The sequence below is a fragment of the Methanobrevibacter sp. genome (assembly GCF_045120835.1).
Lineage (GTDB): Archaea > Methanobacteriota > Methanobacteria > Methanobacteriales > Methanobacteriaceae > Methanocatella.
Map to the genome: position 1 here is coordinate 67744 of NZ_JBGVFE010000034.1, position 15527 is coordinate 83270.

The window sequence follows — 15527 nt, forward strand, 5'->3', positions numbered from 1 at the left end:
AAATGACGGAATTAGAGTTAATAACTGGAAAACCTAAAATATTTGCTATAAGCTCTGATGAAGAATCATTATCTTTAATTAAATTATATGTTGAAGATTATGATTATGAATACGTTGGGAGCGCATCTGAAAAGAATGAAATATTCAAAAAGATTGATGCAACTTCACCCAACCTAATTTTTTTAGATACCGAAATCGAAAACATTGATCTAATTGAAACCGCAGGAGATTTGGAACTTTTTAATGTTCCTGTCATAATTATCGTTGGAGACGTCTTTGACGAAAACATTGATAAATTATTAACAAGCAATCCCTTTGGGTACCTGTTTAAACCTATTGAAGATGGAGAACTCCAAAGATCCATGGCAGTGGCCATAAAAAAACATGAACAAAACATGATTAATGTTAAAATGGCCGAATCAAAGATTAAAGAAAAAAGTACTGAACTAGTTATTGAAAAATCTGATTCAAGTTTTCTATTAATTTTATGTATTGCATTAATTATAATGGCAATATTAACCAGAAATGCAACATGGCTTCAATGGCTGCTTATAATTCCAACAACTGCCATGCTTATAAATTCTCTTGTCAGTATTAAAAAACAAAGGCCTATCACCCCCTATGCCGAAGAGGACCTTCCATTTATAAGCATATTTATCCCTGCACACAATGAGGAACATACCATAGAAGCAACTGTTAGAAGCGTTTGTGAATCTGAATACTATAAAAATGAAGAAATCAACTACGAAGTAATTGTTATCAACGACGGCTCTACAGACAGTACTGGAGAAATACTTGCCAATTTAAAAAAGGATCTCCCTCAACTCAAAATTGTTACAAGACACCCTCCAAGGTCTGGAAAAGGAAAAGGTTTCGTTTTAAATGATGCATTAACATTATCCCGAGGGGAAATAATTGGTGTTTTTGATGCAGATACGCAAATCAAGACCGATTACTTGATGACAATTGTACAATACCTAAATGAAGATATTGATGGAGTCCAATCAAGAGTTAAAATGTTTAACCGCAATGAGAACTATCTTGCTCGTATGCAGCATGTAGAATTTGCCAGTTTCGGAAATACATTAATAGCAAAAGATAATCTTGGAAGTACCGGATTTTTAGGTGGAAATGGACAATTCGTTAAAAAAGATGCCATCATTGACTCCGGACGATGGGACGGATTTGCAGTTACTGAAGATTTAAATTTAGCCATAAAAATCATGCTCCAAGGTGGAAAAATTCGTTACTGTGGAGAATGCGCAGTTTATCAGGAAGCGGTTACAGAATGGAAGGCATTTTTCAGACAGAGAGTTAGATGGGCTATCGGTAACTTTGAAACATTATTCATATATCTGCCACAGATTGTATCTTCAAAAATATCCATACCAAAAAAATTCAATATCATTGAACACATCTCATTTTACAGTTTTAACCTGTTAATCTTCTTTGGATTTTTAATTACCATTGTAAATGCGATTTCATGGTTCTTTTTCCATAATACAACAATTATAAGAATGGACGCTCCTTTCATGGTTGGAGTACTCTCCGTAATTTCATTTTTCCCAGGAATCATTCTTGCTCTTTCAAGAGACAAACCTACATTTCAAGATTTCCTTAAGGATTTAATCAAATATTACCTTTACTGTTTCCATTTAATTCCATTGTTTTTCATGACAATGCGCACAATGATGACTAGAAAAGAACGTAGATGGTCAAAAACCGAACATAAGGGAGGTAAAAAATGAGACGGAACGAAAAAATATTGGGCATATTAATTTTACTTTTCATAATAATTTTCTCTTCAAATATAAATGGAATCAATAGTTTCTTAAGTGTCCAAACTGATAAAACAATTGATTTTGGACACAGCGTAACTGTTGTGCCCCAATCTTGGAACACTACTCAAGAATTAAATCAAACTAATCAGTCTAAAACTCCTCACGCAATCACAAACGAATATGTCTACATTGATCATTGGGATGACTGGCCTGAAGACCATATCACCTCAATCTCGGAAGCGAAATTTAGGGCCATGGAAGATGGAGGTTATAAAGTTTTAAAAAATGATAATGCAACCATAAGCGGGGTTACCGTATCCAAGCAATACTTCTCCAATCCATCAAGAAACACTGATAGTGTTTGGAATCATGTTGGGGTTAGTTATGTATTCCCTAAAGAAGATACAAATTATGCCATACAGGTACATTACTTCACAAGCCATGATTATCATAATGAAACTTTCCTAAAAGAAGTAGATGACCGTATTGAAGATGATATGAGCAATATCCATAACAATGAATTCAATGGATTTATCTCAGGAGTATATCATATATACGAGTTTATAGCAAACCAGTTTTAGATTAAAAAGACGATGGATAATTTTAATAGAATCGTAAAAAAATTCAATTAAAATATCCATTAACTAATTTTTTTTAACGGATACTTTAAAAACTGCTAAAAATTATTTCCTGATATGCATCAGAGGATGATTTTCACACATTGGGTCTTTAATTATATTTCTCTTCAGATGATAGTTTAAAAAATAAAGCATCCATTCATTTGAGAGTTCCCTTAAAGACACATCATCAAGCCTTTCAAACGGAGTGAAGAAATCCATTTGATTTGCACCGACAACAAAAGCTATCTCCTTTGTTTCAACCAGCATGAAAAAGTCATTGCGGATATTGTGAATGCTGAAATCTTCAACTGAAGAAACCGTCTTTTCATGCTTGAAATTATAAAAGAAGGTATTTAAATATTCAAAATCAATGAATTTAATTTCCTTTATGTCAAATATTACATCTTCACTTAACAATTGGTTTTTATAATCATATTTGGATAGAAAATCAATATCCCATATATTGTTGTAAAATGCTGTGAAAAATGAATCTCCAGCAAAACGGACTGTAAGAGACATTTCTTCGTTTGACTTTGGATTGCCCAATTCAACATTCTTAAATTCTATATAAATAGAATCCTGAGCTATTTCAATTGAAACCCATTTTCCAGAATTGATTATGACATCACGAATTAATTTTAAAGATCTAATATTCATTCTAACACCCGATTACCTGTAAACGCCTCATATGCTCCTTCCATTTCATATTCCTTGTTATCATCATATGATTTATCCCATATGAAAGGATTAATCTCTATTTGGTTGTTAATAGTTTCATCCCAGTCAATGGTGAAATCTTCATCCTTCAAATATTTGGACACAATTTTACCAATATCCAATGCCTTATTTTCGTCGTTTTCAAAGTCTCCAAATGTAATTTTAAGTTTTTTATCGAAAATTGCATCTTCAACATCCTCAAAGGTATAAAAACAAAAGCCGCATGATTTGAATTTGTTGTTTGCCAAGTGAACGTGAAGTTCAAATGCGTCGCTAACCCCTTCTTCGATATCGAATCCGCAATTGTGAATAGCTACAATATCTTCTGCGGAAAGTTTTGTAAATGCATTTTCCAACTTGGAAAAGTTATTGTTGGATGAATCATTAAGAGAAATATCAAATCCGGAAAAATCAACCTCTTCTTCAATGAATTGATCTTCCAATATTTCCAAGATTTCATCAATACTGAAAAATCCAGATTTAGTGAGCAAATCTATCATGTATTCAATCTCTTCAACTAAATCCGAATCCATAAAATCATTCTTCTTCATCATACATCAGTATACGAGTAATATTTCCTCTTTCAGTAAAACCTACAATTATACGGCTTTCACCAATTTTAGCAACTGCAAAATCATCATGAGGTTTAAATCCATAACCCTTGAGTTTTGTATAAGCTTCAAAAGCCAATTTCGGATAGACATTGAAATTCTTTTGGAAAGTATAAAAAGTATCTCTGAATTTTAAAAGAGAATCATTCTCTTCAATCAAGTCGGACTGGATAAGGACAAATATGTCAATACCCTCTTCAGAAACTCCATAATATGCATCCATATTTAAGATAGATATGGAGGTCATCGCTAAAGTGTGACAATCATTAAAATCGGCATTTAATGTAGGAGTACTGAATTCAGCGATTTCGAATTCATCACCAATCGCCTTCATTTCACATGAGGATTTAATCAAATCCTTACCAAAGATTTCTTCATTATCCCATGCCCAAGACCATTGTTTGATGTCATGTGAGTAAAATCCTAAAATCTGAATTGGAAACTCAATATCACCAAATGTGATAATGCCCTTTTCAATATCCAAATCCCCCTTTTCATCACCAATCAATTCTGATAGGTTTTCCTGTTTATCTAAAGCCAAAGCACCATATTTAGATAAAATCATTTTAAAGGTATCATCATTTTCAATGGTTATTTCTTTTTCTATTACCTTCAATTACAACACCTAAAACTCTAATTTTGAAATTCTATCCATTGCCTCTTTAGTATTTTCTAAAGTGTTAAATGCAGTGAGTCTCAAATAGCCTTCACCGCTTGGGCCGAATCCGGAACCTGGAGTTCCAACCACATTAGCTTCATTTAACAATATGTCAAAAAAGTCCCAGGAATCCATATCGTTCGGAGTTTTAACCCAAATATAAGGTGAACTGACACCACCATAAACTTCCAAACCAATGTCAGTTAAGCTTTCACGGATGATTTTGGCATTTTCCATATAATAGTCAACAACTTCCCGGATTTGTTTTTGGCCTTCAGGGGAGTGAGTGGCTTCAGCCGCTCTTTGAACAGGATAGGAAGCACCATTAAATTTGGTGGTTTGACGTCTGTTCCATAAAGGATTGATTTCTACCTCTTCACCATCAGCAGTATACCCTTTTAATTCCTTAGGAACAACAGTATATGCACAACGTGTTCCGGTAAATCCTGCAGTCTTGGAATAACTTTTAAATTCAATTGCAACTTCCTTTGCGCCTTCAATTTCATAGATACTGTGAGGCACATCATCTTCAGATATGAATATCTCATAAGCTGCGTCAAATAAAATAATAGCTTTATTATCTCGAGCATAATCAACAAATACTTTTAATTGATCTTTTGTTAATGTGGTGCCTGTAGGATTGTTAGGATAACATAAATAGATTATATCTACAGGTTCGGCAGGCAATTCAGGAACAAAACCGTTTTCAGCATTACATTTAAGGTATGTTAAACCTTCATACATACCATCATCACCCATTTCACCGGTTCTTCCGGCCATAACGTTAGTATCAACATAAACAGTATATACAGGATCAGTTACTGCAATCTTATTGTCAATTCCGAAAATTTCCTGAATGTTACCTGTATCACATTTTGCCCCATCACTGATAAACACTTCTGAGGTATCAAGGTCAATACCATATTTATTATAATCACTCTTAATAATTGCTTCAGCTAAAAACTCATAACCCTGTTCTGGACCATATCCCATGAAAGTTTCTCCATCGGCCATTTCATCAACAGCATTTCTAAAAGCGTCAATCACAGCAGGAACCAATGGTTTTGTAACATCTCCAATACCCATTTTGATTACGTCAGCATCAGGATTATTCTTTACAAATTCTTGTTCTCTTCTAGCTACCTCAACAAAAAGATAACTGCTTTTTAATTTAAGATAATTTTCATTAATTTTAACAACCATGATTAATCCTCATTAATATTAATCTAATTTATATATGATTTTTGGAATATATAAAATGAATGATTATTGAAACTTACTTTTTTATTGAAAAAAACATCAATATACTTTTATTCTGATTTAAAAAATAGTGCATTATTTCTATTTAAACTTTAAATCGAATTCAATTAAATAATGTTATTTTACTTGTGTTTTAGGATTTGATTATTGATTTTAACATTTTTGACCAAAAAAGCCGTATTATGAAAATATTTAAATTGAATGATTTAACATAATTATATACATACTAAATAAGGGTTGGGAAATATGAATTTAATAACTATTTTAATTTGGATAACTATTGCAATTATTGCGGCAATATCCATTATTGCAGTTAAATTGCATTATAGAGGCAATGAACTAGAGAATGAAGAAGGATCAATACTTCCAAACGCTGAAAGTATAAATGAAGCATTGACCATTGTAAAAAGTAAAAACAATACAAAAAAAAGCAATGCGCCTCGCAGTTTATCCCCAAATAATTCACAAAAAAACACTAACCATAACTTATTTAGACGAAACCTTGATACAAAAAGTGATAATGATGATTATATTGCACGTGAAGTTGAAAACGACAACTTAACAAATTATGAATATAAATCTCAAAATCAAGTACTCATTAATTACGATGATAATGTAGAAAAATTTCAAGAACCAATTAAACAAAGCCAGATGGATATTATGACTCAAAATAATAAAGATAGCAGTGAATTGAAAGATTTGTTTACAATCGATGAATTGATTAAAGAATCTAAAAGAAAAGACAGCGAAAGGGAAAAAGAATCTCAGCAGATTAAAAAAGAAGATGATTCCGAATTAAACGAAATAAAGGAAAGCATCAAAAATAAAACTAAAGAGCCTCTGATTGAAGAGGTTATATCTGAAGATAAAATCAGTGCCGCCATTAAAGATGAAGGGGATTCGGATAAAAGTGAAAGCGATTCTGTTGCATCACAAAAAGACATTGATGAGGCAATCACTACCGCTTCAAAAGAAAGCGAAGAATCAGTTGAAAGCATCTCTGAAGATAAAGGCATTACTGATGCATTATTAAATCAGGAGGAGATTTCCGAACCTGCTCTTAAGACTCCAAGCAAAGTGGGTGAAAACAAGGATTATAAATTCGGAGCTTCAATTGATGATGCAAACGTCTTTGGCGAAGACAATAATGATGACACAATGGATTTAGATTACAGAAAAGATTTGGATAAAGTTAAAAATAAAATTACCGGATCCAAAATTTTCCAAGAAGTTAAAGAGAAACTAGCTCCAGAAGAAGAAGTCTCACCTATTGACAAAAAACATGAGGAGTTCATAAGAAACGTCAATGAATATGACGAATACGAACCTATAATTAATGAAACCCATGTTGATATTGATGCCGACTATGAAGCATACCATGATGAAAGATTAAGGCAGGAAAACACCCGAAAAGTTTTTGCCATGGCCAAAAACTCACAAGAACCTCAAACTCGCCAGTCAAGAGTAGGTGAAATCAAAGACAAACCTGCAAGAAACAATATTAAAATCAACATCAACAATGATGTAGCTGTTCTTAAAAAAGGAGATGAAATTATCTTCAACCATGACGGCGAGACTTACTCAAGTCAGGTCTATGCAATTAACGGTGATGATATCTCAGTTAAGTACAGACGCAAAAACATTAAAATCAAACCAAGTGATGTTAAAAAGATATATTAAAAATATATCTTTTTTAATTTTCATGATTAATCCTGTATTCACCATCTTCAACAATATATTTAGGCACACTTATTTTTAAAGAACGGATAATGTTTAGATAAAAATCATCCAGTTCCCTATCTGCATAAGGATATGTGAATTCAAAGATGTAGAGATTGTTCTCCTCAACATATAAAAATTCATTACGGCGAACCTCCTTTTCCCCATCTGAAAATGAAGACACAATCATATAATAGATATCATCATTAATAGGAAGAAAATCGGATGCTATCAAATTGATTCTATCATTGTTTTCCAAGTTTTTTTCAATGTCTGCCCTGATTTCTGGAAGCCCTACCAATGTGGGAGTTGTTGAAAACTTAATTGACATGGGTATTTTGGTATTGACAAGATAGAGTTCTGTAAACTCATCTTTTGTGTGAACCGGCTCAAAATCCTTAGGCATTTGGAGAGTTGAAAAACCATTTGTAAACATAGTCACGCAAATCACCTATTTATGAGCAAAGTAGAAAATCAGCTCGTCGTCTGCCACCTCATCAAGTCTTGCAAATCCGACCCTTTCAAACTGAACGATGTCTCCGACACTTAAGTCCTTAAGTGCGCTTTCACCAAGACCCTCCTTAACTGACGCGTCATCCATGACAATTTTGACATTGACATTATCTTCAATCGGAACCCATTGAATGATTCTGGCTTTAACCTCACGTGCCTCTTCAAATGAAGTGGAATGATAAGCTAGATTATCCCCTGCAATTTCAACATTGACCGCATCCATCAATCTGAACAAACCATCATTAATGTCTGATTTTGCAATAAATACCTCACCGTCAAACGGCAAATGTCTGTTTCCCCTGTCCGGATGGTCTGCATGAAGTGGTCTTTCGATATCCATCTTACCACCATCATATCCATCAACTGTAACTTTTACGGGTTCTTCACAGAAGAAGTATCTGTTGGCTACCGGTTCCAGGAAATTGCGGTTCAAACCATAAATCTTTTTCCAGCTGATTGCAGAATCAGCCATTTTAACACCAATTTCAGTGATTAAGTTGTAAACGGTTCTTGGATCAATACCTCGTCTTGCAATAGCCCTAAGAGTACCTAATCTTGGATCATCCCATCCGGAGTATGTTCCGTCTTCAATACCTTCTTTTGCTTTTGAAGTGCTTAGTGCAATGTCTTCCATTTTAAGCCTTCCATAATGGATGAATTCAGGCAAATCCCAACCCATATGGTCATAAAGGTATTTTTGCTTTTCTGTATTTGCCAAATGATCCTTGCCCCTTAAAACATGAGTCATTCCAAGCAAATGGTCATCCACTGCAACTGAGAAGTTCATCATAGGATATATTCTGTATTTTGTGCCGAGACGAGGGTGTTCTTCATCAACTAATCTCATAGCCACCCAATCTCTAATAGCCGGATTCTTGTGATTGATATCTGTTTTCACTCTTAAAACCGCCTCACCGGCTTCCATAGTATCGAATTTTTCCCATAATGCAAGGTTTTCTTCAACACTGTTGTCTCTACATGGACAGGCTTTGCAGTTATCTTTAAGTTCCTTAAAGTCCCCTCCATCACAGGTACACATGTAAGCTGCGCCTTTTTCAATCAGTTGGCGAGCATAATCATAATAAATTTCAAACCTGTCTGACTGGAACACAATTTCATCCGGATTGATTCCCAACCACTTCAAATCTTCAGGAATCATATCATAGGCAGGTTCGAATACTCTTTTTGGATCTGTATCCTCGATTCTCAAAATAAGTTTGCCGTTATGTCTTTTAACATATTCTCCGTTTGGAACTGCAGCACGGGAGTGGCCGATATGCAATGGTCCGCTTGGATTTGGAGCGAATCTCAAAACAATATTATCATGGGTTCCCGGAAGCTCCTGCAATCCGGTTTCCTTTTTTTGGGGTTTTTTGTCTTGGACTTCAACACCCAACTTTTCCATTTCACTCTTTTGCTCTTCCGGAGATAGTGCATTTACCTTTGCTACAATTTTACCGGACATCGGTCCGATTTCCTTTGCCTTGCTTCTGAGTTCAGGTTCATTTGACATGATTGAACCCATTACAGCACCAGGATTTGCACTTCCCTTATGTTTGGCTGCATTCAATAAAGCATGTTTATAGATAATTTTTTCTAAATCATTCATTTAATCATCACAGTTTAATTTGTAAAAAAATAAGTAATATTATTTATTTAATTAAAGATATATAAACATTAAGAAAGATAGAGGCAGGGCAAAATGAGGCTTGGAAAAACAAATTTGGAAGTAAATAAAAATGGATTTGGAGCACTGCCAATCCAGAGATGCAATATGGACGAGTCAATTGAAATACTTCAAACGGCTTATGAAAATGGAATAGATTTCTATGATACCGCACATTTCTATACAGACAGTGAGGAAAAGATTGGTCGTGCATTAAGCGACGTTAGAGAGAATATTTATCTTGCAAGCAAAAGCGGTGCTGAAACAGTTGAGGAGTTTTGGAGCGATTTGGAAACTTCCCTTAAAAGCATGAAAACTGATTATTTGGATCTTCATCAATTCCACAACATTTCATTTTGTCCAAAAGAGGACGATGAATTATATAAGGCAATGCTTGAAGCAAAAGACAACGGAATGATAAGACACATCGGAATTACCACTCACAAGATTACACATGCCCATGAGGCACTTGATTCAGGACTTTATGAAACCCTGCAATATCCATTTTCATATCTGAGCGGACAGGAAGAGTTGCAATTAGTTGAAAAATGTAAAAACCTGGATGTCGGATTTATTGCAATGAAGGCAATGGGAGGAGGACTTTTAAAAAATTCCAAAGCCAGTTTTGCATATTTAAATCAATTTGATAATGTCCTGCCGATTTGGGGGATTCAAAAACTAAGCGAACTCAATGAATTTTTATCATACGATGAAAATACTATTTTGGATGACGAGCTGAAAGCAGTTATTGAAAACGATAGAAAAGAACTTGGAGTTAACTTCTGTCGGGGCTGTGGATACTGCATGCCATGTCCTGAAGACATCAACATTAGCCTATGTGCCCGAATGTCACTTTGGATAAGGCGTTTTCCAACCGAACCCAATATGGATGAAAGAACCCAAGAGATAATGAGAAAAACACTGGACTGTGTGGAATGTTATTCATGCGTTGATAACTGTCCCTATGAACTGGACATACCGGAGCTTTTAAAAGAAAACTATGAGGACTACATGAATGTTCTGGAAGGGAGGACAAAAATATGAAGCAATGCATAGAAAATCCAAATGATGTCAATTGGACAGGATTTTGGGCAGAAAGACTGGAAAGTAAAATAAATAAGGACTGGGATAAAGCAGCACCTGGGTTTTTTAAGAGAACCCGAAAAGACGACTATCAGGACGCACTGTTCGACATGCTGATTTTAGATGAAAATGACAGGGTCTTAGATGTGGGCTGCGGCGAGGGATCCGTTACCCTGCCTCTTGCCAAAAGAGTGAAAAAAGTGATTGGAGTCGATTCATCACCAAAAATGTTGGAATATTTAGAAAAAAGAGCCAAGGACAATGATGTTACAAATATTGAAACTATTCTAAAACCTATTGAAGAAATTAGATATGAAGAGATTGGAGATGTTGATGTTGTCGTTTGCTCAAGGTCTCTAAATGGAATCATCCCAATTGACGAGGTTCTCCTAGAGTTAGACAAAATAGCAAACAAATATGTTTTCATAACTATTTTTGGACCGGAAAACAAAAAAATAGAAAAAGACTTCGATAAGGAACTTGGGATTAAAACAGAAGACTTCCCAGATTACAATTACTTCTTTAACATATTATTTAATATGGGCATCTATGCAAATATAGAGCGATTTGATTTGAACAATTACCGCGAATATTCAAGCATTGAAGAGGCAATGGATAATGGCAAATTTAGGCTTGATTTGTATTCAGATGAAGAAAAAGAATTATTAAAAGAGTATTTAAAAAGAATACTTACATTTGATAATGGCAAATATTATAATGTTAAGGATAAAGCCGATTGGATAATGGTTTGGTGGAAAAAATAAATAAAGGTTGTCTTTTAATATGAGACAAACCTAAACCACATTACTATATTACTCACTTTTTATCATGGTCAATATCATCTTATATGGTGAGTTTTCAGCCTGAAGTGCATGAGGTTCATTTGCAGGCATTATTATAATTTCACCTGCTTTAACAGTATTTTTTACACCGGAAATTGTAATTTCGGCTTCACCATCAATCACCTGAACCATTGCATCAAATGGAGCTGAGTGTTCAGACAGCCCTTGGCCCTGATCAAAGGCAAAGAATGTAACGGTTCCAAGCTCTTTTTTTATAACTTCACGGCTTACAACAGTATCATCCTGATATTCTACTAATTTTTGGATATCAAGAGCTTTTGCCATAATATCCTCACTCATTGCCTATTCCCCCATGATTGTTTTTATGTCTGCTATTGCATCACCTGTTGTTGGTGTTAAATTATAGTTTTCAACAAGGACATTGATGATGTCTTCGTTACACCATGCCGGGAGAATCGGTCCAATCCACATGTCGGTTTTTCCAAGGTAGAGTAAAGCCCAGAGTACTGCTGCAGCTTTCTGTTCCATCCAGCTTAAAACGATTGTTAATGGTAAGTCATTTAACGGCAAGTCAAATAATTCGGATAATGCCAATGCCACATCAACTGCAACAATAGTGTCGTTACATTGACCCACATCCAATAATCTTGGGATTCCTTCAATGTCTCCCAAATCCAAGTCATTGAATTTGTATTTACCGCATGCAAGTGTCAGGATAACAGTGTCCTGTGGCAAGTTTTGTACGAATTCCCTGTAGTAATCGTTGTGTTTTGCTGCCTTGTCACATCCTCCGACTACAAAAAATCTTCTGATTTTACCTTCTTCAACTAATCTTTTGATGGTATCAGCGTGTTCAACGATTGCTCCTGCACTCCAACCTGTTGTGATTGTGGTCAATTCCTCTGCTTCAAGTCCGCCTAGGGATTTTGCACATTCGATAACTTCTGAGAAGTCATAATCATCAACGGTTTTTACGCCTTCGAGTTTTGCTACATCCATTGTGAACATTCTTTCCTTGTATGCGTCAAGTGCCGGAAGTACACAGTTACTGGTTCCAACAATTGCTGCATTGTATTTTTTAAAGACTGTTCTTTGATCATGCCATGCTCCACCGAGTTGACCTGCAAGGTTTTCGTATTTGTTGAGTCCTGGGTATCCGTGAGCCGGCAACATTTCTGAGTGTGTGTATACTTTAATGTCTGTTCCTTCAACCTGTTTTAACAGCTCTTCCAGTGCTTTTAAGTCGTGTCCTGTTACGATGATTGCTGGTCCTTCCTGTGCACCAACTTTTACTTCTACAGGTTGTGGTTCGCCGTAAGCTTCGATGTGTGCATCTTTGAGAAGTCTCATTACTGCTACACTTTTTTCACCGGCTTCAAGTGCGAGTGCAACTAAATCCTCTACATCAAAGTTGACGTTTGTTAGGGTAGTGTATAAACCTTTGGTCAGGAATGCATCGATTTCAGGATCATATTTTCCTAAAACGTTTGCATTGTAGTTGTATGCACTTATACCTTTCATAGTGAAGATTAAGTTATCCTGTAATCTTGCTACTGTTGGTTTTTTTCCACAAACTCCGCTTACTGTACATCCTGTTCCCTTAGCGGTTTGAGAACATTGATAACAAAACATATCTAATCCATCTGCCATTTTAATTACCTCTTTTGAGTTGTTGATTAAAATTATATTTGAAGAGTATTTAAATATTTTGTCACTATTCAAGGGTTAAAAGTAGTAATTATATATATCAGTTATTACAATACAATTAATTATGAACGAAGATATATCCGTATTAAAGGGAATGGGACTGACAATGTATGAGGCTCAAGCATATGTAACGCTCACTTCATTAATATCATCAACTGCAAGCGAAGTGGCTGAAAAGTCAGGCATCCCTCGCAGTAAAATATATGATGTGCTTAAGGGACTTGTTAAAAAGGATTACATTGAAGTTGAAGACGGAAGACCATTAACATATAATGTCAAATCACCTGTTGAAGTACTTTCACGAGAAAAAGAAAAATTAAACTCTGAAATTGATGATTGCATAACAAGGTTGACAAACATATACGAAAACGGAATGAGCCAGGTTCAGGCACCGATTTGGAGAATATATGGTGTTGAAAAAATCATCAACCAGGAAGTGGAAATCATAAAAAGGGCCAAAAACACGGTCAACATGAGAATAGGATTTTTATTTGAAGGGGAAGGCGAAGCGCTGATAAAGGCATTCAAAAATAAGAGAAACCTGCAAGTGAATATTCTGGCATCACCAATATGCTACATCAACAATGAGGAAGTGGACATTATAAAAATGTTTAAAGATCAAGGCATCAGCATTCAAAAAGCAGACATCCCATTTGTTAAAGTGCTGATTTCCGATTCAAAGGAGATGATGCACACATACACCAAATTTTCAGAAGACAAACGAGAAGTTCTTCCAGAAACGGCAATCGGAATCTGGAACAAATACGAGGATGTTGCAAGAAACTATGATGAAAGGTTTGTAAATCAACTCGAAAAAATTAAAAAGAAAAAGAGAGTTTAAAAAAAACTCTATAATTTATTGAAATTCAACAAAGGAGACAATCCCCATCTGAATAATACGATACCGGATGCCCCTCCTTTTTTGGCCGCTTTTGCATCATTGAACAATTCCTTGTAGGATAATTTTTTGATGTTGGAATCTGATTTGTAGCTTTGAAGACCTGCCCAAATCAAGGACCCCTTAGACTGCTTTACAAACTGTTTTGTTGTCTTTTTAATCCATTTGGATCCTGCATGGTAATTGCCTTTATAAATCATCGGAAGAATGGCATCAAGATACTTGGACATTGTCGGAATGTCCTGAGCATAATAATATTTCATTGAAGTAGGTTCGGGCATTACTGCCGCAGATACGATGATATCCGGATTTACACTTCTAAGATTGACACATGCTTTTTTGATGAAATAATTTACGGCCTTTACGGAATTCTTATATTTGTATGCGGTTCCCGGAAATCTCACATAGTCAAAGTGAATTCCGTCACCTCCATTTAATTTTGCATATCCTTTGACCTGACGGATTATCTTATTCATATATTTATAATTAAAAACGCCCTTTTTGCTAACCGGACTTATGTATTTTCCGTTTTTATAGAATACTGATATCCAGAGATGAACTTTCATTCCATACTTATGAGCCTTCTTAATCCAGTTTAAAACATCATTCTTGCCGTATTTTGAAATGGCCGCATGAAGCAAGAATATATGTTTTGTTCCAAGTTTGGATAATTTCTTAAGATTGACCTTTTTCATGCTCCACAGATTTACCCAATATCCGTCTCCCTTTGACAGTTTTGCCTTAACAGATATTTTATAAGTGCTAGATGAGTTTACATACCTGCTGTTTTGGGAAAAGTGATATTGGACATTGTAGGTTCCTTGACCAAGAGACAAATAAAATGTGGCTATTCCTTTGGAATTGGTCTTTGCGGAGTATGTTTTGCCTCCCACTTTAATTGTTACGCTTTCCTTGGCAACAATATTTCCATAGATATCAACCAGTTTTATCTGGAATATGGATTTTAGACCTTCACGATAAACAATGTCCTTATCCACAACAGTAAACGAAGTGACAAGTTTATTTTCAACCGTAAGTGTAGATGTCCCATTTGATGGAGCATAATCCTCATCACCCATAAATGAATAATCAATCGCATAAACTCCACTTTTAAGCTTGAAGTCAATATCTACCTGTCCATTTAAGTCTGTTGTTTTATCATACTCAACATTATTGAATTTAATTAAAATAGATTTATTGGACAAAATGCTTCCATTGGAAGTTAATTTGACCGTAAATTTATCCTCGTAGTCAACATAAGAAATCTTATCCTCAGATGAAATCTCAGTTGATGTTCTATTATCTGATGAAAATAATTCGTCAGCATTCTCATTTAATGTCACTAAATCATCATTATCTTCAACAACTGCTGTTAAATTATCAAAAGCAACATCTTCACTTGCAGAGATTGCTGAAATAGATAAAAATAATGTTGAAAGAATAATAAAACAAAGTATTATTCTATTCATTTTTTCACAACCAAAGTAATGT

15 protein-coding genes are annotated in these 15527 nt (G+C 34.9%); 6 read left to right on the top strand and 9 right to left on the bottom strand.

Translation table 11 applies throughout. The features are described 5' to 3' along the window. The first annotated feature begins 2 nt into the window (after window positions 1–2). Complete coding sequence (locus ACJMLO_RS03955) at window positions 3–1748, top strand: glycosyltransferase (protein WP_405294135.1); 1746 nt, start codon at window positions 3–5, stop codon at window positions 1746–1748. Further along, window positions 1745–2362 (top strand): hypothetical protein, encoded by a 618-nt coding sequence (locus tag ACJMLO_RS03960; protein WP_405294137.1) that lies wholly within the window; start codon window positions 1745–1747, stop codon window positions 2360–2362. Before ACJMLO_RS03955 ends, ACJMLO_RS03960 begins: the two co-directional genes overlap by 4 nt. A 102-nt stretch (window positions 2363–2464) precedes the next feature. Here ACJMLO_RS03960 and ACJMLO_RS03965 read toward each other — a convergent pair whose 3' ends face one another. Genes ACJMLO_RS03965 through ACJMLO_RS03980 form a run of 4 tightly spaced genes read right to left on the bottom strand, consistent with a single transcriptional unit; the run spans window position 2465 to window position 5590 of the window. Continuing rightward, window positions 2465–3058 carry a hypothetical protein gene (locus ACJMLO_RS03965; RefSeq protein WP_405294138.1) on the bottom strand — a complete coding sequence of 198 codons (594 nt, stop codon included), beginning with the start codon at window positions 3056–3058 and terminating at the stop codon, window positions 2465–2467. Next, the gene (locus tag ACJMLO_RS03970; RefSeq protein WP_405294140.1) at window positions 3055–3669 is read right to left on the bottom strand and encodes a DUF6891 domain-containing protein; all 615 of its coding nucleotides are present in this window, start codon (window positions 3667–3669) and stop codon (window positions 3055–3057) included. The genes ACJMLO_RS03965 and ACJMLO_RS03970 overlap by 4 nt, the downstream gene beginning before the upstream one ends. After that, window positions 3656–4345: a DUF6882 domain-containing protein gene (locus tag ACJMLO_RS03975; RefSeq protein ID WP_405294142.1), complete on the bottom strand. Its 690-nt coding sequence runs from the start codon at window positions 4343–4345 to the stop codon at window positions 3656–3658. Before ACJMLO_RS03975 ends, ACJMLO_RS03970 begins: the two co-directional genes overlap by 14 nt. Window positions 4346–4354: 9 nt before the next feature. Continuing rightward, on the bottom strand, window positions 4355–5590 hold the full coding sequence (locus tag ACJMLO_RS03980; RefSeq protein ID WP_405294144.1) for an LL-diaminopimelate aminotransferase: 1236 nt from the start codon (window positions 5588–5590) through the stop codon (window positions 4355–4357). 303 nt (window positions 5591–5893) lie between these two features. Here ACJMLO_RS03980 and ACJMLO_RS03985 point away from each other — a divergent pair, with 303 nt between their 5' ends. Further along, window positions 5894–7327 carry a hypothetical protein gene (locus ACJMLO_RS03985; RefSeq protein WP_405294146.1) on the top strand — a complete coding sequence of 478 codons (1434 nt, stop codon included), beginning with the start codon at window positions 5894–5896 and terminating at the stop codon, window positions 7325–7327. 13 nt (window positions 7328–7340) lie between these two features. Here ACJMLO_RS03985 and ACJMLO_RS03990 read toward each other — a convergent pair whose 3' ends face one another. Together ACJMLO_RS03990 and ACJMLO_RS03995 are read right to left on the bottom strand one after the other, a co-directional pair. Continuing rightward, on the bottom strand, window positions 7341–7802 hold the full coding sequence (locus ACJMLO_RS03990) for a hypothetical protein (protein WP_405294191.1): 462 nt from the start codon (window positions 7800–7802) through the stop codon (window positions 7341–7343). Window positions 7803–7817: 15 nt separating this feature from the next. Then, on the bottom strand, window positions 7818–9488 hold the full coding sequence (locus ACJMLO_RS03995) for a glutamate--tRNA ligase (RefSeq protein WP_405294148.1): 1671 nt from the start codon (window positions 9486–9488) through the stop codon (window positions 7818–7820). Between the two features lie 93 nt (window positions 9489–9581). Here ACJMLO_RS03995 and ACJMLO_RS04000 point away from each other — a divergent pair, with 93 nt between their 5' ends. Together ACJMLO_RS04000 and ACJMLO_RS04005 are read left to right on the top strand one after the other, a co-directional pair. Next, entirely contained in the window at window positions 9582–10589 is a 1008-nt protein-coding gene (locus tag ACJMLO_RS04000) for an aldo/keto reductase (RefSeq protein WP_405294150.1), read from the top strand. Continuing rightward, window positions 10586–11392, top strand: a complete 807-nt coding sequence (locus tag ACJMLO_RS04005; RefSeq protein WP_405294151.1) for a class I SAM-dependent methyltransferase — start codon at window positions 10586–10588, stop codon at window positions 11390–11392. Before ACJMLO_RS04000 ends, ACJMLO_RS04005 begins: the two co-directional genes overlap by 4 nt. 48 nt (window positions 11393–11440) lie before the next feature. Here ACJMLO_RS04005 and ACJMLO_RS04010 read toward each other — a convergent pair whose 3' ends face one another. Next, window positions 11441–11770 carry a cupin domain-containing protein gene (locus ACJMLO_RS04010; protein WP_405294153.1) on the bottom strand — a complete coding sequence of 110 codons (330 nt, stop codon included), beginning with the start codon at window positions 11768–11770 and terminating at the stop codon, window positions 11441–11443. 3 nt (window positions 11771–11773) lie between these two features. Next, on the bottom strand, window positions 11774–13081 hold the full coding sequence (gene hcp / locus ACJMLO_RS04015) for a hydroxylamine reductase (RefSeq protein ID WP_405294155.1): 1308 nt from the start codon (window positions 13079–13081) through the stop codon (window positions 11774–11776). A gap of 121 nt (window positions 13082–13202) precedes the next feature. Here hcp and ACJMLO_RS04020 point away from each other — a divergent pair, with 121 nt between their 5' ends. Beyond that, window positions 13203–13979, top strand: coding sequence for a TrmB family transcriptional regulator (locus ACJMLO_RS04020; RefSeq protein WP_405294157.1), 777 nt, complete (start codon window positions 13203–13205; stop codon window positions 13977–13979). An 8-nt stretch (window positions 13980–13987) separates the two neighbouring features. Here ACJMLO_RS04020 and ACJMLO_RS04025 read toward each other — a convergent pair whose 3' ends face one another. Further along, entirely contained in the window at window positions 13988–15505 is a 1518-nt protein-coding gene (locus ACJMLO_RS04025) for a putative glycoside hydrolase (protein ID WP_405294159.1), read from the bottom strand. Window positions 15506–15527 lie beyond the last annotated feature (22 nt).